The 22239-nt window shown below is 71.7% G+C and carries 24 protein-coding genes; 21 read left to right on the top strand and 3 right to left on the bottom strand.

Translation table 11 applies throughout. The annotated features are described in order from the left end of the window. The first annotated feature begins 11 nt into the window (after positions 1–11). The gene (locus tag DSM104299_RS23025; protein WP_272474007.1) at positions 12–878 is read left to right on the top strand and encodes an alpha/beta fold hydrolase; all 867 of its coding nucleotides are present in this window, start codon (positions 12–14) and stop codon (positions 876–878) included. On the opposite strand, the gene DSM104299_RS23020 is transcribed toward DSM104299_RS23025, so the two are convergent. After that, the gene (locus tag DSM104299_RS23020; RefSeq protein ID WP_272474006.1) at positions 851–1606 is read right to left on the bottom strand and encodes a glutathione S-transferase N-terminal domain-containing protein; all 756 of its coding nucleotides are present in this window, start codon (positions 1604–1606) and stop codon (positions 851–853) included. The genes DSM104299_RS23025 and DSM104299_RS23020 overlap by 28 nt on opposite strands. Before the next feature lie 43 nt (positions 1607–1649). Here DSM104299_RS23020 and DSM104299_RS23015 point away from each other — a divergent pair, with 43 nt between their 5' ends. After that, on the top strand, positions 1650–2417 hold the full coding sequence (locus DSM104299_RS23015; protein ID WP_272474005.1) for a type III pantothenate kinase: 768 nt from the start codon (positions 1650–1652) through the stop codon (positions 2415–2417). Positions 2418–2421: 4 nt separating this feature from the next. Here DSM104299_RS23015 and DSM104299_RS23010 read toward each other — a convergent pair whose 3' ends face one another. Next, positions 2422–2781: a hypothetical protein gene (locus DSM104299_RS23010; protein ID WP_272474004.1), complete on the bottom strand. Its 360-nt coding sequence runs from the start codon at positions 2779–2781 to the stop codon at positions 2422–2424. Here DSM104299_RS23010 and DSM104299_RS23005 point away from each other — a divergent pair. The 16 genes from DSM104299_RS23005 (at position 2780) to DSM104299_RS22930 (ending at position 18993) form a co-directional block, all read left to right on the top strand. Beyond that, on the top strand, positions 2780–3100 hold the full coding sequence (locus DSM104299_RS23005) for a DUF192 domain-containing protein (RefSeq protein ID WP_272474003.1): 321 nt from the start codon (positions 2780–2782) through the stop codon (positions 3098–3100). The two genes, DSM104299_RS23010 and DSM104299_RS23005, sit on opposite strands and share 2 nt — an antisense overlap. After that, the gene (locus tag DSM104299_RS23000) at positions 3097–4098 is read left to right on the top strand and encodes a tRNA dihydrouridine synthase (RefSeq protein WP_272474002.1); all 1002 of its coding nucleotides are present in this window, start codon (positions 3097–3099) and stop codon (positions 4096–4098) included. Before DSM104299_RS23005 ends, DSM104299_RS23000 begins: the two co-directional genes overlap by 4 nt. A gap of 191 nt (positions 4099–4289) precedes the next feature. After that, the gene (gene greA / locus DSM104299_RS22995) at positions 4290–4772 is read left to right on the top strand and encodes a transcription elongation factor GreA (protein ID WP_272474001.1); all 483 of its coding nucleotides are present in this window, start codon (positions 4290–4292) and stop codon (positions 4770–4772) included. A gap of 12 nt (positions 4773–4784) precedes the next feature. After that, positions 4785–6305, top strand: a complete 1521-nt coding sequence (lysS, locus tag DSM104299_RS22990; protein ID WP_272474000.1) for a lysine--tRNA ligase — start codon at positions 4785–4787, stop codon at positions 6303–6305. Between the two features lie 276 nt (positions 6306–6581). After that, complete coding sequence (locus DSM104299_RS22985; protein ID WP_272473999.1) at positions 6582–9206, top strand: ATP-dependent Clp protease ATP-binding subunit; 2625 nt, start codon at positions 6582–6584, stop codon at positions 9204–9206. Between the two features lie 138 nt (positions 9207–9344). Continuing rightward, entirely contained in the window at positions 9345–9737 is a 393-nt protein-coding gene (locus tag DSM104299_RS22980; protein WP_272473998.1) for a cyclic nucleotide-binding domain-containing protein, read from the top strand. Positions 9738–9816: 79 nt separating this feature from the next. Continuing rightward, positions 9817–10035 (top strand): CDGSH iron-sulfur domain-containing protein, encoded by a 219-nt coding sequence (locus DSM104299_RS22975; protein ID WP_272473997.1) that lies wholly within the window; start codon positions 9817–9819, stop codon positions 10033–10035. Beyond that, a complete protein-coding gene (locus tag DSM104299_RS22970) occupies positions 10032–11096 on the top strand; it encodes a PLP-dependent transferase (RefSeq protein WP_272473996.1) in 1065 nt (354 codons plus the stop codon). The genes DSM104299_RS22975 and DSM104299_RS22970 overlap by 4 nt, the downstream gene beginning before the upstream one ends. 9 nt (positions 11097–11105) lie before the next feature. Continuing rightward, on the top strand, positions 11106–11882 hold the full coding sequence (locus tag DSM104299_RS22965) for a VOC family protein (protein WP_272473995.1): 777 nt from the start codon (positions 11106–11108) through the stop codon (positions 11880–11882). Between the two features lie 164 nt (positions 11883–12046). After that, positions 12047–13429 (top strand): DNA repair protein RadA, encoded by a 1383-nt coding sequence (gene radA / locus DSM104299_RS22960; RefSeq protein WP_272473994.1) that lies wholly within the window; start codon positions 12047–12049, stop codon positions 13427–13429. A 90-nt stretch (positions 13430–13519) separates the two neighbouring features. Continuing rightward, positions 13520–14632: a DNA integrity scanning diadenylate cyclase DisA gene (disA, locus tag DSM104299_RS22955; protein ID WP_027005863.1), complete on the top strand. Its 1113-nt coding sequence runs from the start codon at positions 13520–13522 to the stop codon at positions 14630–14632. A 105-nt stretch (positions 14633–14737) separates the two neighbouring features. Beyond that, positions 14738–15286 carry a CarD family transcriptional regulator gene (locus DSM104299_RS22950; protein WP_272473993.1) on the top strand — a complete coding sequence of 183 codons (549 nt, stop codon included), beginning with the start codon at positions 14738–14740 and terminating at the stop codon, positions 15284–15286. Positions 15287–15296: 10 nt separating this feature from the next. After that, complete coding sequence (gene ispD / locus DSM104299_RS22945) at positions 15297–15962, top strand: 2-C-methyl-D-erythritol 4-phosphate cytidylyltransferase (RefSeq protein WP_272473992.1); 666 nt, start codon at positions 15297–15299, stop codon at positions 15960–15962. Positions 15963–15977: 15 nt separating this feature from the next. Beyond that, entirely contained in the window at positions 15978–16811 is an 834-nt protein-coding gene (locus DSM104299_RS22940; RefSeq protein ID WP_272473991.1) for a histidinol-phosphatase, read from the top strand. Further along, positions 16808–17329 (top strand): 2-C-methyl-D-erythritol 2,4-cyclodiphosphate synthase, encoded by a 522-nt coding sequence (gene ispF, locus DSM104299_RS22935; RefSeq protein ID WP_272473990.1) that lies wholly within the window; start codon positions 16808–16810, stop codon positions 17327–17329. The genes DSM104299_RS22940 and ispF overlap by 4 nt, the downstream gene beginning before the upstream one ends. 74 nt (positions 17330–17403) lie before the next feature. Then, a complete protein-coding gene (locus DSM104299_RS22930) occupies positions 17404–18993 on the top strand; it encodes a Na+/H+ antiporter (protein ID WP_272473989.1) in 1590 nt (529 codons plus the stop codon). Between the two features lie 75 nt (positions 18994–19068). Here DSM104299_RS22930 and DSM104299_RS22925 read toward each other — a convergent pair whose 3' ends face one another. After that, positions 19069–19965: a sensor histidine kinase gene (locus DSM104299_RS22925; RefSeq protein WP_272473988.1), complete on the bottom strand. Its 897-nt coding sequence runs from the start codon at positions 19963–19965 to the stop codon at positions 19069–19071. A gap of 477 nt (positions 19966–20442) precedes the next feature. On the opposite strand from DSM104299_RS22925, the gene DSM104299_RS22920 reads away from it, so the two are divergent. From DSM104299_RS22920 to DSM104299_RS22910, 3 genes are read left to right on the top strand one after another with little or no spacing between them, the layout of a single operon-like run. Beyond that, positions 20443–21141: a response regulator gene (locus DSM104299_RS22920; protein ID WP_272473987.1), complete on the top strand. Its 699-nt coding sequence runs from the start codon at positions 20443–20445 to the stop codon at positions 21139–21141. Further along, positions 21138–21821 (top strand): sensor histidine kinase, encoded by a 684-nt coding sequence (locus DSM104299_RS22915; protein WP_272473986.1) that lies wholly within the window; start codon positions 21138–21140, stop codon positions 21819–21821. Before DSM104299_RS22920 ends, DSM104299_RS22915 begins: the two co-directional genes overlap by 4 nt. Further along, positions 21821–22231, top strand: a complete 411-nt coding sequence (locus tag DSM104299_RS22910; protein ID WP_272473985.1) for a response regulator — start codon at positions 21821–21823, stop codon at positions 22229–22231. The genes DSM104299_RS22915 and DSM104299_RS22910 overlap by 1 nt, the downstream gene beginning before the upstream one ends. Positions 22232–22239 lie beyond the last annotated feature (8 nt).

Raw genomic sequence — 22239 nt, 5'->3', positions numbered from 1 at the left:
GGGCCTGACGCATGCCCGAGCTGACGCTGGACCAGGGGACGATCCGCTACCGCGACGAGGGCTCCGGCCCGACCGTGCTGTTCATCCACGGGGCGCTCGTCAACGGCCGCCTCTGGGATCCGGTCGTCGACCGGCTGCGCGACCGCTTCCGCTGCGTCGTGCCCGACCTGCCGCTCGGCTCCCACACGATCCCGATGAAGCCCGACGCCGACCTCTCGCCGCGCGCGCTCGCCGGGATGATCGCCGCGATCGCCGAGCGGCTGGACCTGCGCGACGTCACGCTGATCGGCAACGACACCGGCGGCGCGCTCTGCCAGTTCGCGGTCGTCGCGGCGCCCGAGCGGATCGGCCGGCTCGTCCTGACCGACTGCGACGCGTTCTCCGACTTCCCGCCGAAGGCGTTCAAGGGGCTGGTGGCGGCCGCGAAGGTGCCGGGCGCGCTGCGGGCGATGCTGCAGCCGATGCGCGCCCGCCGCGTGCGGCGCACGCCGCTGGCCTACGGCTGGCTGGCCAAGCGCCCGATCGCCGACGACGTGATGGACGGCTGGGTCATGCCCGCGCTGGACGACGCCGGCGTGATGGCCGACCTGCGCAAGGTGATGGCCGGGATCGACCCGAACGCGTTGTTGGACAACACGCCCAAGTTGTCGTCCTTCGACAAGCCGGTCCTGCTGGTGTGGTCGCGCGAGGACAAGTTCTTCAAGGTCGAGCACGCCCACCGCCTGGCCAAGATCTTCCCGGACGCGCGCGTGGAGGAGCTGACCGACGCCTACGCCTTCGTCAGCTGGGACCAGCCCGAGCGGGTCGCGGAGCTGGTCGGGACGTTCGCGGCCGGCGCGCCGGCGCCGCCTCAGCCGGCCGGCAGCGTCGCGGCCTGAGCCGCGGCCTCGACGGGCAGCGCGCCCGTCGGGACGGTCGCGCCCGGGCGGTCGAACCACCGGAACGCGAACGCCTCGGCGGGCCGGCCGTCGATCAACGGCCGGAGGTCCTCCAAGGCGTACAACAGGCGGATCGTCGGCGCGATCTGGAGGTCGGCGGCGTTGGGCTGCGCGCCATTGAGGACGCCGTCGGCGATGTACTGGTCGACCTGGTCGAGCAGCAGCGGGAGCGCGGCGAGGTCGGCGCGGACGCCCGCGTCGTCGACGTCGTTGATCCGGCGCTCGATCGGCAGGACGAGCCGCGACGCGGCCAGGACGACCGGCTTGGGCAGCTTGGGCGAGCGCTGGCCCTCCTGGAAGGCGTGCATCGCGCCCGGGTGCTTGGTGAACCCGGCCCAGAGCAGGCGGCGCGGGATCTGCTGGAAGACCTCGTCGCCCCAGCGCTCGGCCTCGGCGATGGCGCTCGCGCCGGCCGGGCCGGCGTACAGCGGCGGCGACGGGACGCGGTCCTCGAGCGCGCGCAGGATCGCGCGCGAGCCCTGGACCTTGGCGCCGTCGGCGAACTTCACGCCCGGCACGGTGCGCCCGCCGAACAGCAGCCTCATGACCAGCGGCTGGGTCGAGGCGACGACCTCGATCCGCTTGAACGGCAGCCCCTTGAGCGCAAAGGCCTTCTCGACGGTCGCGCACGGGTGCGACCCGTGGATCATGAACAGGCGGGCGGGCATGCCCGGACCCTAACCGCCACCGGCTTGGCATGATGCAGCGCCGATGCTCCTCGTCGTCGACGTCGGCAACACGCAGACCCACTTCGGGACGTTCCGCGGGGACGAGCTGATCGAGCACTGGCGCTTCGCCACCGTCCGGACGTCGACCTCCGACGAGCTCGGGGCCGCGCTGCGCAACCTGCTGGAGCTGCGCGGCGTCGGGCTGGCGGACCTGACGGCCTCGATCGTGTCCTCGACGGTCCCCCAGCTCGAGCCGGAGTGGCTGGCGATGGCCAACCACTACCTCGGCCACCGCATGCTCGCGGTCGGGCCGGGGATCCGGACGGGGATGCCGATCAAGATCGACAACCCGCGCGAGCTGGGCGCCGACCGGCTGGTCAACGCGGTCTCGGCGTTCGAGCGGCTCGGCGGGCCGTGCATCTCGGTGGACTTCGGGACCGCGGTGAACTTCGACGTGGTCTCGGCCGCCGGCGAGTACATCGGCGGCGTGCTGATGCCGGGCGTGGAGATCTCGCTCGACGCGCTGACGTCGCGGGGCGCGAAGCTGCCGCGCATCGACCTGGTCGCGCCGCGCCGGGCGATCGGCAAGGGGACGGTGGACGCGATCCGGTCGGGCGTCGTGTTCGGGTTCGCCTCGGCGGTCGACGGGCTGATCGGGCGGATCCAGGACGAGCTGGGCGAGGAGGCGGCCACGATCGCGACCGGCGGCCTCGCGGGCGTCGTGACGCCCTACACGGAGGCGATCGACGCGGTCGACGACCTGCTCACGTTGAAGGGCCTGAAGCTGCTGCACGAGCGCAACGGCTCGTGAGCGCTCACGGCTTGCGCGCGCCGAAGTCGGGCCGCAGCGTGGTGCCGTCGTAGCCGCGGACCTCGCGCTCGCCGCACAGGAGCTGAGCGACGAGGGCGAGCGCCTCGGTCGGGTCGGTGCGCGTCTCGTGGGTGGCCGCGCAGCCGACGAGGATCGCGTCGCGCTCGGCCTGGATCCAGACGGTCGAGGAGATCTCGGTGGCGTGGGCGAGCACGACCTCGATGCCGTCGTCGCGCGGGCTGGCCTTCGTCATGACCTCGTCGAGCAGCGGCGGGGCGAGCGCGTCGAGCAGCGCGACGAGCGCGCGGAAGAACGCCTGGGGGAGGGGGGCGAATCTCGCCGGCTCGGGACCTAAGAGGGGCATGGACCTGTCGCTCATCGTCGCCGACGCCGCGGTCGCCTCGCGGCCCGCCGTGCCGATCCGGACGGCGGCGACGCCGCTCGCCCGTCTGCGCGGCCTGCTCGGCCACCGCGCGCCGCCGCCGTTCGCGCTGCGGCTGGAGCGGTGTCGCTGCGTGCACACGGTCGGGATGCGGTTCGCGCTCGACCTCGTCTGGCTGGACGCGGACGGCGCGGTGGTGCGCGTGGATCGAGGTGTGCCGCCGGGGCGGGTGCGGGTGTGCCGGCAGGCCCGCGCGGTCGTGGAGGTGCCGGTCGGCGCGTCTATCCTGGGGCGTCCGTGACGACCGCTCGCCCCGCACTGACCGACCCCTGGGAGCTCGCCGGCCTGCGCGTGCCCAACCGCGTGCTGCTCGCGCCGCTGGCCGGGATCGGCAACTGGTTCGTGCGGCTGCAGGCGTCGCGGCACGGCGCCGGGATGGCCTACAGCGAGATGGTGTCCTCGTTCGCCATCCACTACGGCAACGAGAAGACGCTGACCGAGCTGCTGCGCGTGCATCCCGACGAGGGGCCGACGGCGCTGCAGCTCTTCGGGCAGGACCCGGAGATCATGCGCAGCGCGGCGGCCTACGTCGCCGAGCACGTCCCGCAGGTCGACGTCATCGACCTCAACATGGGCTGCCCCGTGCCCAAGGTCTGCAAGACCGGCGCGGGCGCGGCGCTGCTCAAGGACCCCGACACGGCGGTCGCGGTCGCGCGCGCCGCGGGCGAGGGCAGCGGCAAGCCGGTCACGGTCAAGCTGCGGTCGGGCTCGGTCCCGGGCGACACCAGCGGGGTCGACCTCGCGCACCGCCTGGTCGAGGAGGCCGGCGTTGCGGCGATCACCTTCCACCCGCGCTCGGCCAAGGTCCATCACAAGGGCGTGCCGGACTACGACCTGGCCGCGCAGCTGGTGGCGTCGCTGCCGGCGCCGGTGATCCTCACCGGCGGGCTGCACACGGTCGAGGAGGTCGAGGCGGCCTACGAGCGCACGGGCGCGGCCGCGGTCATGCTCGCGCGCGGCTCGCTCGGCAACCCGTGGCTCTTCGAGCAGCTCCTGGGCCTGCGCGCCGACGCGCCGGAGACCGACGAGATCCTCGCCGAGTGGCGCTGGGTCCTCGACCGCGCCGAGGAGCACCTCGGCCCCGAGCGCGCCGGCCGCTACCTCCGCAAGTTCCACCCCTGGTACGTCGACCGCCTCGACGCCGGCAAGGAGCTGCACGCACGCATGCAGCAGACCTCCACCGTCACCGAGGCCCGCACGGCGATCGACGCCTACGCATCAAGCCTCCTCACCGCCTGAGGCTGGCCTATGGGCATCCACCGCTCGCCCTGAGCCGGTCGTCCGCTTCTGGACACGCCGGAGGTCCCAACACGGCGTGTCCAAGGCGGCCGGGCAGGGACCTCGAGCGTCGCTATACTGCCGCGCTCGCTGGGCCCGGGGATGCGCTGTTGGCCGTTCCGGGACCCGGACCGCGCTAACTCCCTCACCGTATGCCTCGAGACGTCATCCTCACCCCCGAAGGTCTCACCAAGCTCAAGGAAGAGCTTGACCATCTCCAGAACGACGGCCGCCGTGAGGTCGCCGAGCGGATCAAGGAAGCGCGCGAGTTCGGCGACATCTCCGAGAACTCGGAGTACGACGACGCGAAGAACGCGCAGGCGATGCTCGAGGCGAAGATCGCCCAGCTCGAAGAGCGCGTCCGCGCCGCGACCGTCGTCAACCCGGACGAGATCTCGTCCGACATCGTCGGCGTCGGCTCGACGGTCCACGTCAAGGACGAGAAGACCGGCAAGTCGCAGAAGTTCACGATCGTCGGATCGGCCGAGGTCAACCCCGCCGACTCGAAGATCTCCAACGAGTCGCCGATCGGTCGCGCCGTGCTTGGCCACAAGCGCAACGACACGGTCTCCGTCGCGGTGCCCAAGGGCCCCGCGCGGAAGCTCAAGATCACGAAGATCGACGTCGAGCTCTAGGCTCGGGCGGCCATGACGGATCAGCCCGAGGATCCGGCGGGCGATCCCGCCGCGCCCGCCGCACCGACCGAGGACGAGCACAACGAGCTGCTGCGCGTCCGACGCGCCAAGCTCGACGCCCTGCGCGCAGCGGGCATCGACCCGTTCCCGCCGTCGTTCCCGGGCGTCGTGCCGACCCAGGCGGTCCACGACGAGAACCCCGGCCTCGACGCCGGCGCGGAGACCACCAACACCTACCGCGTCGCCGGTCGCCTGACCCAGCGCCGCGGCCAGGGCAAGATGGCGTTCCTGGACCTCGTCGACCGCTCGGGCCGCATCCAGCTCCAGGCGCGCATCGACGTCCTCGGCCCCGAGAAGATGGCGCGCCTGCTCGACGCCGTCGACCTCGGCGACATCCTCGGCATCGACGGCACCGCGTTCGTCACCCGCCGCGGGGAGCTCTCGCTCCTGATCGACGACTACGCGGTCCTGGCCAAGGCCCTGCGCCCGCCGCCCGACGCGCACTACGGCCTCAAGGACGTCGAGACCCGCTTCCGCCAGCGCGAGCTCGACCTGATGGCCAGCGCCGAGACCCGCGCGCTGTTCGTCACGCGCGCAAAGATCGTGGCGGCCGTCCGTCGCTACCTCGACGACCGCGGCTTCGTCGAGGTCGAGACGCCGGTCCTGCAGCCGCTCTACGGCGGCGCCGCCGCGCGCCCGTTCACGACGCATCACAACGCGCTGGACCGCGACTTCTACCTGCGGATCGCGACCGAGCTGTACCTCAAGCGCCTGATCGTCGGCGGCCTGGAGCGCGTCTACGAGCTGGGCAAGGACTTCCGCAACGAGGGCGTCTCCTACAAGCACAACCCCGAGTTCACGATGGTCGAGTGGTACGAGGCCTACGCGGACTACGAGGACATCATGCGCGAGGTCGAGGAGCTCCTCCCGCGCGTCGCCGAGGCCGCCGGCTACGACGGCGAGATCGAGTTCGGCGCCACGCCCTACCGCCGCGTGTCCCTGGCCGACGCCATCGCGCAGGAGACCGGGATCGACATCGCGGTCCACGACACGGCCGAGCAGCTCGCCCAGGCGATCAAGGACGCGCCGGACCTCGAGGACATCCCGACCGACGGCCTCGAGTGGCCGGGCCTGGTCGACGACCTCTTCTCCAAGCGCGTCGAGCCCAAGCTGGTCCAGCCGACGTTCGTCATCGACTACCCCAAGGCGCTCAGCCCGTTCGCCAAGGACCACCGCTCCAAGCCGGGCCTCGTGGAGCGCTTCGAGGTCTTCGCCAACGGCATGGAGGTCGGCAACGCGTTCACGGAGCTCAACGACCCCGACGAGCAGCGCGCGCGCTTCGAGGCGCAGGTCCGGCTGGCCGAGGCCGGCGACGAGGAGACCACGCCCTACGACGAGGTCTTCGTCGAGGCGCTGGAGCACGGCATGCCGCCCACGGGCGGCATCGGCATCGGCATCGACCGCCTGGTCCTGCTGATGACCGGCCACCACTCGATCCGCGAGATCGTGCTGTTCCCGGCGATGCGGGACTAGTGCCGATCCGGCAGGCGCTCCGGGATTTGCGGGCGTCTGCAGGATGTTCGCGGACCGCAGGGCTCCGGCGGACCCTGCGGTAAACTGCCCCATGCCCGCCGAACGGACCCGATTCGCTCATCTTCTCGGCCGCAACGGTCGAATAGAGGGGCAGATCGGGTAACTCGGTGACCTCCAGCACCGTTTCACCCCGTCGACGAATTTCCCATCCGGACCACCTCTTCGACCGACCGCTAGCGAATCTCCCCCCGCGCAGTAGGAAGGACGTTCCCCAAGATGTTCGAGCGATTCACAGAGCGAGCCCGCCAGGTGGTCGTGCTCGCCCAAGAAGAGGCAAGAACGCTCAAGCACAACTACATCGGCACCGAGCACATCCTGCTCGGCCTTCTCCGCGAGGAGGAGGGGCTGGCCGCACGCGTGCTGGAGTCCCTGGACATCACCGTGGAGCGCGTTCGCGCCCAGGTGGTGCGGATCGTGGGCTCCGGCGAAGAGGTCACCTCGGGACAGATCCCGTTCACGCCCCGTGCCAAGAAGGTGCTGGAGCTGGCGCTCCGCGAGGCCCTGAGCCTCGGCCACAACTACATCGGCACCGAGCACATCCTGCTCGGCCTCGTCCGTGAGAACGAGGGCGTCGCCGCCCGCATCCTCCTGGACTTCGACGCCGACTCCGAGAAGATCCGCAACGAGGTCATCCGGATGCTGTCGGGCCCCGGCGGGCGCCGTCAGGGCGGCTCGCAGGGCGCGGGCGCGCCGGGTGGCGCCGCGGCCAGCGGCGAGGGCAAGAAGTCCTCGAAGCTGCTGGACCAGTTCGGTCGCAACCTCACCAAGCTCGCCCAGGACGGCAAGCTGGATCCGGTCGTCGGTCGCGAGACCGAGATCGAGCGGATCATGCAGATCCTCTCGCGCCGCACCAAGAACAACCCCGTGCTCATCGGCGAGCCGGGCGTCGGCAAGACCGCCGTCGTCGAAGGCCTCGCCCAGAGGATCACGAACGCCGACGTGCCCGAGCTGCTCAAGGGCAAGCAGATCTACACGCTGGACCTGGCCGCCCTCGTCGCCGGCTCGAAGTACCGCGGCGAGTTCGAGGAGCGCCTCAAGAAGGTGATGAAGGAGATCACCCAGCGCGGCGACATCATCCTGTTCATCGACGAGATCCACAACCTCGTCGGCGCGGGTGCCGCCGAGGGCGCGATCGACGCCGCGTCGATCCTCAAGCCGGCGCTCGCGCGTGGCGAGCTGCAGACCATCGGCGCGACGACGCTCGACGAGTACCGCAAGTACTTGGAGCGCGACTCCGCCCTGGAGCGTCGCTTCCAGCAGATCCGCGTGGAGCAGCCGTCTCCCGAGGAGACGGTGCAGATCCTCAAGGGCCTGCGCGACCGCTACGAGCAGCACCACAAGATCGAGATCACCGACGAGGCCCTCGAGGCCGCGGCGGAGCTCGCCGACCGCTACATCTCCGACCGGCAGCTGCCGGACAAGGCGATCGACCTCATCGACGAGGCCGCGTCGCGCATGCGCATCAAGTCGATGACCTCGCCCCCGGTCTACCGGGAGCTCGAAGAGGAGATCGAGGAGACGCGCCGCTCGAAGGAGGCGTCGATCGAGGCGCAGGAGTTCGAGAAGGCCGCCAACCTCCGCGACAAGGAGCGGCGCCTGACGAACAAGAAGCGCGAGCTCGAGGAGCAGTGGGAGGCCGGCGAGGCCGAGGGCGCCGAGCGTCCGGCCATCGGCGAGGAGGAGATCGCCGACATCGTCTCGATGTGGACCGGCATCCCGGTGTTCAAGCTCACCGAGGCCGAGACCCAGAAGCTGATGCGCATGGAGGACGAGCTCCACAAGCGCGTCATCGGGCAGCACGCCGCCGTCGAGGTCATCTCGAAGGCGATCCGTCGCTCGCGCGCCGGACTGAAGGACCCGAAGCGGCCGACCGGCTCCTTCGTGTTCCTCGGCCCGTCGGGCGTGGGCAAGACGGAGCTGGCCCGCACGCTCGCCGAGTTCCTGTTCGGCGACGAGGACTCGATGATCCGCATCGACATGTCCGAGTACATGGAGAAGCACGCGGTGTCGCGCCTCGTCGGGTCGCCCCCCGGCTACATCGGCTACGACGAGGGCGGTCAGCTCACCGAGGCCGTGCGGCGCAAGCCGTACTGCGTGCTCCTGCTCGACGAGATCGAGAAGGCGCACCCGGACGTCTTCAACATCCTGCTGCAGATCCTGGAGGACGGTCGCCTGACCGACTCCCAGGGCCGCACCGTGGACTTCCGTCACGCGATCGTGATCATGACGTCGAACATCGGCGCCTCCGAGATCGCTCGCAACACGCCGCTGGGCTTCGCCGTCAGCGACGACGAGACGGGCATGACGTACGACGACATGAAGCTGCGGGTCATGGGCGAGCTCAAGAAGGTCTTCCGGCCTGAGTTCCTCAACCGCATCGACGACGTCATCGTCTTCCACAAGCTGCAGAAGGACGAGATCAAGACGATCGTCGAGCTGCTGCTGCGGCGCATCCGCGCGTCGCTGGCCGAGCGGGAGCTCCAGCTGGAGCTGTCCGACGACGCCAAGGACCTCCTGGTCGAGAAGGGCTGGGACCCGTCCATGGGCGCCCGGCCGCTGCGCCGCGCGATCCAGCGCTACATCGAGGACCCGCTGGCCGACTTCGTCCTGCGCGCCGAGCTCATGCCCGGCGGCACGGTGATGGTCGACAAGGCCCCCGAGGACCGCGACGCGGAGACCCCCGAGGTCGTCCTGTCGGTGGTGGCGCCGAAGAAGGCCCCCAAGCCGGTCGGCGTCGGCGCGAGCGGCGGCGACGCCGAGGCGTCCGACGAGCCCGTCGAGGAGAAGATCCTCCCGGGCGAGCCCGACGCGTCGCGCTCGGACAGCCCGCAGCCGGAGTAGTCCTCAGCGAGATCTGGTTGTACGCGAAGGGCGGCCCATGGGCCGCCCTTCGCGCTTGGGTGTGGCATAACCCTCGCGTTTCGGGAAGGATGGCTGGCTGACGTCCCGAGTTGAGAGCCTGAGCGGAGGAGAGCCCCCTTGGACAGCGCACGCCTGAAGCAGATCCCGGTCTTCACGGACCTGGACGACGACGCCCTGAGCCACATCGCGGCCCTGGCCGCCGAGGTCTCGGTGCCGGAGGGCAAGGAGCTCGTCCGCGAGGGCGACTACTCCTACGACGTGCTCGCGATCGAGGAGGGCACCGCCGAGGTCACGCGCGGCGGGGAGAAGATCGCCGACCTGGGCCCCGGCGACGTCATCGGCGAGATGGGCGTGCTCGAGCGCTCGCAGCGCAATGCGACGGTCGTCGCGACGTCGTCGATGCTGCTGGTGACGCTGACGAGCTGGGACATCCGCAAGCTGCGCAAGTCGACGCCGGCCGTGGTCGACCACCTACGCGGCGTGGTGGAGCAGCGCAAAGAGCACGCCTGATACACGGCGCAGAGCGCCGCGATCGGGCCGCGAGTGCTCGCCCAGGGGGCGAAAACTCGCACCTCGTAGGCTGGGGCGCATGGCAGAGCCTCAGCCGGCGGTGGTCGAGATCAAGGTCCGCGACGACGGGCCCTACAAGGTGACCGGGCCCGTGCGGCTGATCGACGCCGAGGGCGGGGTCTTCGAGGTCCCGGCCGAGGGATCGATCGTGCTGTGCCGCTGCGGGCGGTCGGCCGACAAGCCGTTCTGCGACGCGGCGCACAAGCGCGCGGGGTTCGACTCGTGCCCGCGCGCATGACCGGCGACTCGACGCGCGCCGCCCATGCCGGCCTCCCACCCGCGCGCCAGGGCGAGCCGTTCCTGCCGGGCCCGACGCTGCAGGCCGCCAACCACTGGATCGGCGCCGCCGGGCCGGAAGGCTACGGCCGCACCGGCAACCCCACGTGGGCGGCCTACGAGGCCGCCCTGGGCGCGCTGGAGGGCGCCGAGGCGGTCGTGCTGTCCTCGGGCATGGCGGCGGTCGCGGCGGTGCTCCTGCCGCTCCTGAAGCCGGGCGACGTGCTCGTCGCGCCGCACGACGCCTATCCCGGCGTCCGCACGATCGCGACCGAGCACCTGCGCCCGCGCGGGGTCGAGGTCCGGCTCGTGGCGTCCAGCGACGCGGCGTTCCGCGCGGCGACCGACGGCGCGACCGTCGTGTGGATCGAGACGCCCTCCAACCCGGGGCTGGAGCTGCTGGACGTCGCGGGCCTCGCCGAGGCCGCGCACGCGGCCGGCGCCCTGCTGGTCGTCGACGGCACGCTCGCGACCCCGCTGCGTCAGCGCGCGCTGGACCTCGGCGCCGACGTCGCGATGGCCAGCGCCTCCAAGCACCTCACCGGCCACTCCGACCTCGTCCTCGGCTACGCGGCCGCGCGCGACGCCGCGCTGGTCGACGGCATCCGCGGCTGGCGCAGCCTCGCCGGCGCGATCCCGGGGCCGTTCGAGGTCTGGCTCGCGCACCGCTCGCTGCCGACGCTCGCGCTCCGCCTGGAGCGCGCGGAGGCCAACGCGGCGGCGCTCGTCGACGCCCTCGGCGAGCACGCCGCGGTGACCGACGTCCGCTGGCCCGGCTTCGGCTCGGTCCTGACCTTCACGCTCGCCGACCAAGCTGTCGCACAACGCTTCCTCGCCGCCGCGGAGCTCGTGACCGAGGCCACCTCCTTCGGCGGCGTCCACTCCTCGGCCGAGCGCCGCGGCCGCTGGGGCACCGACGACGTGCCCGACGGCCTGATCCGCTTCAGCGCCGGGATCGAGGACACGGCCGACCTGGTCGCCGACGTCCTCCGCGCGCTCGACGCGTCGGACGCCTCCGGGTAGCGTCCCCGCATGGCACGCCGAACGAGCTACACCGCCGGGACCCCGAACTGGGTCGATCTCACGACGTCGGACCTGGCGGGCGCGCAGGCGTTCTACGGCGCGGTGTTCGGCTGGTCGACGCGCGAGGTGATGCCGGGCTTCTACTCGTACTTCGTCGACGACGACGGCGCGATCGTCGCGGGGCTGGCCGAGCTCAACGAGACGCAGATCGCCCGGGGGATGCCGCCGTCGTGGTCGATGTACGTGTCGGTCGACGACGTCGCGGCGACGGCGGACCGGGCGCGCGAGCTCGGCGGCACGGTCGTCTTCGGCCCCGAGGCGATCGAGGAGACCGGCGCGCTGGCGGCCGTCGCCGACCCGCAGGGCGCGGTCGTGCTGCTCTGGCAGCCGGCGCCGTTCGCCGGCGCCGAGGTCGTCAACGGCCCCGGCCTGTGGTCGTGGAACGACCTGCAGACGCCGGACCCGGAGGTCGCGTCGCCGTTCTACGAGGCGCTGTTCGGCTGGACGACGGCGGCGATCCCAGGCGCCGACGGCGTGTACCGGACGATCGGCCACGAGGGCCGGAACATCGGCGGGATCATGCGCGCGCCGGCGGGCGTCGCGCACCCCTACTGGACCGTCTACATCGGCGTCGCCGAGCTCGACGCGACGCTCGAGCGCATCGGCGCGGCCGGCGGTCAGACGCTCGTCGAGCCGATGGCGGTCCCCGCCGGCCGCTTCGCGGTGACGATGGACCCGCAGAACGCGATCCTGTGCCTCGTCGAGAGCCACGAGTACGACGACTGACGCCGGCCGGCCGGCCTGCTTCGCCGGCCGTGGGAGTCCTCGCCCCCGAGCTGATCCTCGCGCCGGCGTTCGTCGTCGGCGCGGCCCTGGTCGCCGTGCTGACAGAGCCGGCGATCGCCGGGGGCGAATCCATCGGGTCTCGCACCTACTCTCCGTGACCCCTCATGGCGCGCCCCTCCACGATCCACGTCTGCTCCTCCTGCGGCCATGCCGAGGCGCGCTGGCACGGCCAGTGCCCGGGCTGCGGGGAGTGGAACACGCTGGTGGAGGAGCGGGCGCCCTCCACGCCGGGCCGATCGAGCTCCGGCGCCGCCGCCCGCCGCACCGCCGCCGGCCCGGCGGCGACGCCGGTCGCGCTGCGCGACGTCACGACCGCGGCGGTCGCGCGCCTGTCGACCGGGATCGGGGAGCTGGACCGCGTCCTGGGCGGCGGCCTCGTCCCGGGCTCGCTGGTCCTGCTCGGCGGCTCGCCCGGCATCGGCAAGTCCACGCTGACCGGCATGGCGACCGGCAACCTCGTCGGCGCGGGACGTCGCACGCTCTACGTCTCCGGCGAGGAGTCCGCCGCGCAGATCCGCCTGCGCCACGAGCGGCTTGAGACGGCCCCGTGCCGCGCGCTCGACGTCCCCGTCATCGCCGAGACCGACCTCGACGCCGTCGTCGCGACCATCGAGCACCACCGCCCCGAGGTCTGCGTCATCGACTCGGTCCAGACCCTCCACGCGCCCGACCTCACCGGCGCGCCCGGATCGGTCGGCCAGGTCCGCGAGGTCGCCGCGCGCCTGATGCGCACGGCGAAGGCCGCCGGCACCACGGTCATCCTCGTCGGCCACGTGACCAAGGAGGGCTCGATCGCCGGCCCGCGCGTCCTCGAGCACCTCGTCGACTGCGTGCTGCAGTTCGAGGGCGAGCGCGAGCGGACCTACCGGACGCTGCGCGCGCTGAAGAACCGCTTCGGCTCGACGTCGGAGACCGGCGTGTTCGAGATGAAGCAGGGCGGCCTGGTCGAGGTCCTGGACCCGTCGGCGCGCTTCGTGGGGGAGGCGACCGGCAAGCCCGGCTCGGTCGTCCTGGCCGCGATGGAGGGCAGCCGGCCGCTGCTCGTCGAGGTGCAGGCGCTCGTCTCCCCGTCGGAGATCGTGCCGCCGCGCCGCGTCGTCACCGGCATCGACCGCAACCGCCTGGCGCTCGTCCTGGCCGTCCTGGGCCGCCACGCCGGCGTCAACACCGGCAGCGCCGACGTGTTCGTCAACGTCGTCGGCGGCGTGCGCGTCGACGAGCCCGGCGCAGACCTCGCGGTGGCCCTCGCCGTGGCCTCCGCGCAGCGCGGGATCGCGCTCGGGAAGTCGGGCCCACCCACCCGGCCGCTGGCCTGCTTCGGCGAGCTGGGCCTCACCGGCGAGCTGCGCACGGTCGGCCATCCGGACCGCCGCGTCGAAGAGTCGGAGAAGTTCGGGCTCGGCGATCCGGTGCATCCTGGGACCGCGCGGACCCTCCGCCACGCGCTCAAGGCGGCCTTCCAGGCGGCAGCGCCGGTCGCGGCCTGAATTGCAAGGCTCCTGGACGACCGTCCAGCTTCTGCAAACACCCTCGCCCCGGTAAGGCCGATCTAAAGAACCCCTGGTAGAATCGTCGTGATGGCGCAGCGATCCGGGGATGAGCTCAACGAGCTCGAGAGCCGTCAGGAGCCCCGGCTCGTCAAGGCGCTGGAGATGGTCGCGCCCGGCACCGCGCTCCGCGAGGGCCTGGACAACATCCTCCACGCCCACACGGGCGGCCTCCTGGTCATCGGCGACCATGACGAGCTCAGCTTCCTGTTCTCCGGGGGCATCAAGCTCGACGTCGACTACACGCCGGCGCTGCTTTACCAGGTGGCGAAGATGGACGGCGGCATCGTCCTGAACGCCAACGCGACCAAGATCGCGATGGCCAACGTCCAGCTGACGCCGGACCCGACGGTCCTGACGCTGGAGACCGGCACCCGCCACCGCACCGCCGAGCGCGTGTCCAAGCAGACCGACGCGGTCGTCATCGCGATCTCCCAGCGGCGCGAGGTCGTCAGCCTCTACGTCGACGGCGCCAAGTACATCCTCGAGGACATCCCGGTGGTCCTCGCCAAGGCCAACCAGGCCCTGGCGACCCTCGACAAGTACCGCACGCGCCTCGACCAGGTCTCCACGCGCCTCACCGCCCTGGAGTTCGAGGGCGGCGCGACCCTGCACGACGTCCTGACGGTCCTCCAGCGCTCCGAGCTCGTGACGCGCATGGCCGTCGAGATCGAGCGCTACATCGTCGAGCTCGGCACCGAGGGCCGGCTCATCGAGATGCAGCTCGAGGAGGTCATGGTCGGCGTCGCCGCCGACAAGGCCGCCCTCATCCACGACTACTTGGCGGCGGACTCCGACGAGAGCTTCGCCGCGGCGCTGGACCAGCTCGGGCGCATGCCCCATCAGGACCTGCTCGACTTCGGCCGCCTGGCCGAGCTGATGGGCTACGACCGCAAGCTGAACACCCTCGACTACCCGGTCTCGCCGCGCGGCTTCCGGATCCTGGGGCGCGTCCCCAGGCTTCCCAAGCTCGTCGTCGCGCAGATCGTGAAGGAGTTCGGGGGGCTCGACGAGCTGCTCGCCGCCACCGATGCGGAGCTGGAGACCGTCGAGGGCGTCGGAGAGATTCGTGCGAAGGACATCCGCGAGGGCCTTCGCCGGTTGCAGGAGATCAATCTCGTAGATCGGTACCTGCAGACCTGATCGTGCCCGTACCAAGGGCCCGGCTGGAAACGCGGTTCCCCATCTCCCCGGTGGGCGACCCAACCAAGGAGGACCATCATTCCCGGTAGCACTGAAGAGCAGATCATGGAAGACCTCGAGATCGAAGTCGAGATCGTCAACATCGATTTCGAGATCGGCGACAACGTCGTCTACCCGCATCACGGGGCGGGCCAGGTCCTCAAGAAGGAACTGAAGAAGATGTTCGGCGAGGAGCGCGAGTACCTCACGATCAAGATCCTGCACAACGACATGACGGTCATGGTCCCCTGCGAGAACGCGGGCATCGCGGGCCTCCGGCGCGTCATCGACGAGGAGACCGTGCAGAAGGTCCTCGCCGTGCTGCAGGACGAGCTGTCCGAGATGCCCAAGAACTGGAACCGCCGGTTCAAGCACAACCGCGACAAGATCAAGACCGGCGACATCTACGAGCTGGCCGAGGTCGTGCGCAACCTGGCGATCCGCGAGCACGACAAGGGCCTCTCGACCGGCGAGAAGCAGATGTTCACGCGCGCCAAGAAGATCCTCGCCTCCGAGCTGATGTACGCGCTGGAGAAGAGCGAGGACGACGCCGAGGCGTACCTGGACGACCTGCTGAAGTCGTCGGCCGAGCGCCTGGCCGCCGCCGCGAAGTAGCGCAGCATCGATGACCGCGGTCGCGCTCGTCGTGGCCGCCGGACGTGGCGAACGCCTTGGGACCGGTGGACCCAAGGCGTTCGTCATGTGTGGGGGCCGCTCGCTGCTGGAGTGGAGCATCGACGCGCTGAAGGCGGTGCCCGAGATCGGGCACATCGTCGTCGCCACGCCGCCCGGCATCGAGGCGCCGGCGGGCACGACGGGCGTCTTCGGCGGCGACGAGCGCTCGCACTCGGTGCGCGCCGCGCTGCACCACACGCTCGCCGGCGACCCCGTCCTGGTCCACGACGCGGCCCGGCCGCTGGTGACGCCCGCGATCATCCGGGCGACGCTCGCCGGCCTCGACGCCGAGGCCGACGCGGCGATCGCCGCCGCCCCGGTGACCGACACCATCAAGAAGTCGGCCGGCGACGGCCGGACGGTGGAGCGGACCCTGGACCGCTCCGCGCTGTGGGCGATCCAGACGCCGCAGGTCTTCCGCCGCGCCGTGCTGGAGCGCGCGCTGGCCCAGCCGCACGAGGCGCTGGCCGCGGCCACTGACGATGCGTCACTGGTCGAGAACATGGGCGGGGTCGTGCGTCTCGTAGAGTCCTCTCGCGAGAACTTCAAGGTCACGACGCCCGACGACCTGAAGCTCGCCGACCTCCTCCTGCGCGCCCGCGCCGCCGCCCGCTAGACCGACCCCATCATCTTGCTGACCGATTACCACGTCCACCTCCGGCCCGACGCCGAGAACACCCCGGCCGCCGAGTACTTCACCGAGGCCAACGCCGAGCGCTACCGCGAGGTGGCCGCCGACCGCGGCATCGCCGAGCTCGGCGTCGCCGAGCACATCTACCGCTTCACGGCCGCCCTGGACGTGTGGCAGCACCCGCTGTGGATCGAGAACGCCCAGGACGACCTCGACCGCTACTGCGAGTTCGTCCGCGACCGCACCGACCTCAAGCTCGGCATCGAGGCCGACTTCATCCCCGGCCGCGAGGAGCAGATGCGCAACCTGCTCGAGCAGCGCGACTGGGACTACGTCGTCGGCTCGATCCACTTCCTCGCCGAGGGCGCGCTGGACTACGCGCGCTTCGACGTGTGGAACCACGCGCGCTCCGCCGACCACGTGTGGACGACGTACTTCACGTGGCTGGGCGAGCTGGCCGCCAGCGGCATGTTCGACATCCTGGCCCACCCGGACCTCGTCAAGCACTGGGGCAAGGAGCGCCCCTGGCCGGACAAGGACCTGCGCTTCTACTACGACATCGCGATGGAGCAGATCGCCGAGTCGGGCATCGCCATCGAGCTGTCGACCGCCGGGCTGCGCAAGCCGGTCGGCGAGATCTACCCCGACCGCGCGTTCCTGGAGATGGTCGTCGACGCGGGCAACCCGATCGCCCTGAGCTCCGACGCCCACACGCCCGAGCAGATCGGCTTCGAGTACGAGCAGGCCATGGCGCTGCTCAGCGACGTCGGCGTGACCGAGATCGCGACGTTCGACCGTCGCGCCGTCACCCTCGAGCCGATCGGCCCGACGTGAACCCGCACTCCATACGTGCGGGGAGCGGCGCGACCGTCCGCACCGGCATCGGCTGGGACTCGCACAAGCTGGTCTCCGACCCCGCCCGCCCGCTGATCCTCGGCGGCGTCACGCTCGAGCACACCCACGGCCTCCTCGGCCACTCCGACGCCGACGTCCTGACCCACGCGGTCATCGACGCGCTGCTCGGCGCCGCGGGCCTGGACGACATCGGCGCGCTGTTCCCCGACACCGACGCGGCCTACAAGGACGCGGACTCGATCGCGCTGCTCGTCGACGTCGTCGACCGCGTGCGCGGCGCGGGCTTCACCATCAACAACGTCGACACGACCGTCGTGATGGAGCGCCCGAAGCTGAGCCCGCAGCGCGGCGCGATCCGCGCACGCCTCGCCGAGGCGCTGGGCGTCGACCAGGGTCAGGTCAACGTGAAGGCCTCGACCGGCGAAGGCCTCGGCTTCGTCGGCCGCGGCGAGGGCGTCGCCGCACTCGCGGTGGCGACGCTGACCGCCGACACCTGATGGCCGAGCCGGGATTCCCGCGGCCGTGCTCGACCACGGTCGATCCCGACTCGACCATCTAGGCTCCAGAGCAGATGCACGGCGACCTGGTGGTGCTCGCCGTCCTCGTCGGCGTCGGCGCCTTCCTGCTGCTGGCCGACAGGACCCAGATCCCGTACCCGATCCTGCTCGTCGCGGGTGGGACGGCGATGGCGTTCGTGCCGGGCGTCAGCGACTTCGTCCTGGACCCGGACATCATCCTGGTGGCCTTCCTGCCGCCGCTGCTGTACGGCGCCGCGTTCTTCACGTCGATCCAGGACCTGCGCGCCAACTACAAGCCGATCGGGCTGCTCGCGGTCGGGCTCGTCACGGCGACGACGATCACGGTCGCGGTCGTCGCGCACTACGTGATCGACCTGCCGTGGGCGGCCGCGTTCGTCCTCGGCGCCGTCGTCTCGCCGACCGATCCGGTCGCGGCGACCGAGATCGCCGTCCGCTCGCACGCGCCGCGCCGGCTGGTCACGATCGTCGAAGGCGAGTCGCTCATCAACGACTCGACGGGCCTCATCGCCTACAAGTTCGCCGTCGCCGCGGTGGTGACCGGGACGTTCTCGCTGTTCGACGCGTTCGGGGACTTCGTGCTCAGCGCGGTCGTCGGCGTCGCGCTGGGCGTGGGGATCGGGGTCGTGGTCGCCGCGGTGCGCAAGCGGCTGGACGACGCGCCGACCGAGACCGCGATCTCGCTGCTCACGCCGTACATGGCCTACCTGCCGGCCGAGGCGCTCGGCGTCTCGGCGGTCCTCAGCGCGGTCTCGGCCGGCCTCTACCTCGGCTGGCGCTCGCCGGAGCTGGTCACGCCGAGCACGCGCATCCAGGTCACCGGCTTCTGGGAGCTGCTGACCTTCGGCCTGAACGCCGCGCTGTTCGTGCTCATCGGCCTGCAGCTGCGGACGATCAGCGAAGGCCTCGACAGCTACTCGACCGGCGAGCTGATCGGCTACGGGGCGCTGGTCAGCGCGACGGTGCTCGCCACCCGGATGGCGTGGCTGTTCCCCTTCAACATCATCTCCCGCCTGCTCGTGCGGCGCTTCCCGCGGCGGGCCTCCGGGCCCGCGCCGCCGGACTTCCGGGTCACCGCGCTGCTGGGCTGGTCGGGCATGCGCGGCGCGGTGTCGCTGGCCGTCGCGCTGGCGATCCCGCTGCAGACCGACGCCGGCGCCCCGTTCCCGGGCCGCGACCTCATCATCTTCCTCGCCTACTCGGTGATCCTCGTCACGGTCGTCGGGCAGGGGCTGACGCTCGGCCGGCTGATCGAGTGGGCCGGCGTCTACGACGACGACCAGACCGTCGCCGAGCAGGAGGCCCGCGCCCGGATCGGCGCGTCGCAGGCGGCGATCGACCGGCTCGTCGAGCTGGAGGGCGAGGATTGGGTGCGCGCCGAGACGTGGGAGCGCATGAACCGCCAGTACGAGTACCGGATCCGGCGCTTCGAGTCCCAGCTCGACGAGGACGACGACGGCGACATCGAGCTCGGCTCGCAGGCCTACCAGCGGCTGCGCCGCAAGGTCCTGGAGGCCGAGCGCGCCGAGATCGTCCGCGCCCGCAACCGCGGCGACATCACCGACGACATCATGCGCCGCATCGAGCGCGACCTCGACCTCGAGGACGCGAGGCTCGAGATCTAGCCGCACGCCGGCCCAGCGGGCCGGGTTCGGTCGCGGGTGTTCGCCCAGGGGGCGAAACTCGCACGCGCGCCGCGGTCAGCCTGAGGCGGTGCCCAGCTCGGCACGCAGCTCCTCGACGATCGCCTTCTGGCGGTCGGCGAGCGCGAGCGAGCGCTGAGGGGCGGTGCGCTGGGTGGCGCGCTGGGTGCGCAGCGGCAGCTCGACGGTGAACAGCGCGCCGCCCTCGGGCGCGTCGCCGACCGCGACGGTGCCGCCGTGCAGGCCGACGATCTCGCCGACGATGGCCAGGCCCAGCCCGGAGCCGGTGCCGGCCGGGCGGTTGCCGCGACGGTAGCGCTCGAAGATCGTCTCGCGCTGGTCGGGCGCGACGCCGGGGCCGTCGTCGGCGACCTGGAGGATCAGCCGGCCGGGCGCGGTGCCCAGGGAGCAGCGGACCACGCCGCTGCTCGGCGCGTGGCGGATCGCGTTGGCCATGAGGTTGCTGACCAGCGAGACGACCTTCTCCTCGTCGACGACCGCGGGCAGCCGGTCGGGCACGCCGATGCGCAGGTCGAGGTCGCGCTGGGCGGCGACCGAGCCGAAGCCCTCGACGCACGTGCGCACGACGCCGGCGACGTCGACCACCGCCGCCTCGAGCTGGAGGTCGGCGCCCTCGAGCCGCGCGACGAGCATCATGTCCTGGACGCGGCGCAGCATCGTGTAGGCGTTGGCGCGGATGCGCGCGACGTCGTCGGCGTCCTCGGCGCCTAAGCGGCCGGACTCCTCGAGCCGCGTGCAGAGCGCGAGCATGATCGACAGCGGCGACTTCAGCTCGTGGCCGACGTCGGCCAGCTGCTGACGGCGATCCTCGGCGGGGCCGCCGGACGCGGGCGTGCGGGACTGCCCCGCCTCCTGGGCACGGCTCCGCCACCAGCGCGGCGCGGACCGCCTGCGACGGTCGTCGTCCTGCGCTTCGTGGCCGTCCGGATCCACGTCAGCTTGGATTCCCACTCGATCAATCCCCATTCCGTACGACGTCGTGTCCTCCGGAAACCTGCTCGCCAATTGAATCGGCAGTCAGCAGCGTGGGTTGGGGGAAGTTCCTGCCCCACAGACCGATGATGACCTCCCTCGCCGTGGCGGATGCAAGTCACCCGCGTGCCGCTTGACGGCGTCGTACGTTTCCACACGCACGGTCCGCCGGCAGGAGAGCCCTCGACTGTGCAACGCCGCGTGGGCTGGGAACGCACCGGACGGTCCGTGCTCGGCGGCGCGTGGCCGCGTGGCGGTTCCCTTCAATCCCCAGGGAACCGCCTGCGCGGTCGCAATGCAGGCCCGTCCGCCACAAGACCCCGGATTCCTGCGTGGGGGTACGAAAATACCCCCCGCGTGAGCCCCACATCGTCTTTTCTTAGCTCTTCACTTCGGTATGGCTCCGGTTGGGGACGAGACCGGGAAGGGCTATTGGGGATGGAATTCAAGGTTGAAGGGGACACGCCGCTGCGCGTGATCGTCGCGGACGACGATCCGCTGGCGCGACGCATGCTGCGCGACGTGCTCCAGCTCGCGGGCATCACCGTCATCGCCGAGGCCGGCAGCGGCCGCGAGGCGGTCGAGCTGACCACGTACTACAACCCGGACGTGGTCGTCATGGACCTGATCATGCCGGGCATGGACGGCCTGGCCGCCATGAGCGAGATCCGGCGCACCGCGCCGGACGTGCGCGTGGTGATCCTGACGTCCAGCGACGACGACGAGGTCGGGCTGATGACGCTGCGCGCGGGCGCCTCCGGGTTCCTGTGCAAGAACGTCGGCATCGACGCCCTGCCGCGCGCGCTCCACTGCGCCCGCAACGGCGAGGCCGTCATCACGCGCCGGCTGACGATGCGGCTCATCGAGGACCTGCGCATGGTCCGGACCGACAGCGCCGGCCTGCGCCCGATCCGCAGCGCGCTGACCTCACGTGAGTGGGAGGTCCTCGACCTCCTCTGCCAGGACCTGTCGACCGACGAGATCGCCGACCGCCTCGTGGTGTCGGTCGAGACCGTCCGCTCGCACGTCAAGAACGTCCTGCGCAAGCTCGAGGTGCGCTCGCGGCGCGAGGCCGTGGCCGTCGCGTCCCGCCTGCGTGCGGGCATGCTGGAGGACGGGCTCCCCGCCGAGGAATGAACCCCGAGGAGCCTGCGCTCGCCGCGCAGGACGGCCTCGAGGCGTTCGCCGCCCTGGCGGCCCATCAGCTCGGAGAGGCGATCGCGCTCATGCGCGGCGCCGCCTCCGTGCTCGACAGCCAGGGCGGGTCGTTGGGCCCGGGCGGGCAGGACGCGCTCCGCGCGCTCAGCGCCGGCGGCGACCGCGCGCAGCGCTACGTCGACGACCTGCTCGACGTGGTCAGGGCCTCCGCCGAGCCCATCGAGCACGCCGCGACCGACCTCGACCCGGCGCTGGACGTGGCGCTCGCCGACCTCGAGACCTACCTGCATCGCGCGCCGGTCCACGTGCAGCGCGAGCCGCTGCCGCGCGCGGCGATCGAGGCCGGCGACGCGCGCCGCGTGTTCGGGCACCTGGTGCGCACGGCGCTGGCCGCCGGCGCCACGCGGCTGGGGATCACCGGGCGGGTCGAGGGCGACGAGGTGGTCGTCGAGCTCTTCGACAACGGCACGCCCGCCCGCGAGGGCACGCAGCCCTTCGAGCCGTTCGGGCGGCCGCGCGGCCGCGGCCCGCTGGTGGGCGCCGGCGTGAGCCTGCCGGTGTGCCGGCGCCTCGTCGAACGCCTCGGCGGACGCATCGGGATGGAGGTGCGGTCCGACGGTGCGACGATCATCACCGTCGAGCTGCCCGCCTCCCGCTGATGACCGACCCCGACCATCCCGCCACCACCGTCCGCGTCCTCCTGGCCGACGACGCCTCCGAGATGCGCGCGCTGCTGCGCTGGGCGCTGATGCGCGAGGGGGAGCAGCCGCCGGTGCTCGTCGTGGGCGAGGCAGCCGACGGGCGCGACGCGCTCGTGCTCGCCGTCGACCTCTCGCCCGACGTCATCGTCCTCGACCTCCAGATGCCCGGGCCGCCGCCCGGCGAGCTGCTGCAGCGCATGACGACGACCGCGCCCGGCGTGCCGATCGTGACCTTCAGCGGCTTCGAGCCGGACCTCGTCGCGCCCGCCGAGGCCCGCCTCGTCGCGTTGCACATCCCCAAGACGACCGACCTCGCGCTGGTGCGCGCGGCGATCGTCGACGTGGCGCGCGGCACCGAAGGCGCATGACAGCGCCG

This window comes from Baekduia alba (assembly GCF_028416635.1).
Taxonomy (GTDB): Bacteria; Actinomycetota; Thermoleophilia; order Solirubrobacterales; family Solirubrobacteraceae; genus Baekduia; species Baekduia alba.
The sequence above is the reverse complement of the archived record's forward strand: the minus strand, read 5'-3'. Positions and strand labels throughout refer to the sequence as shown.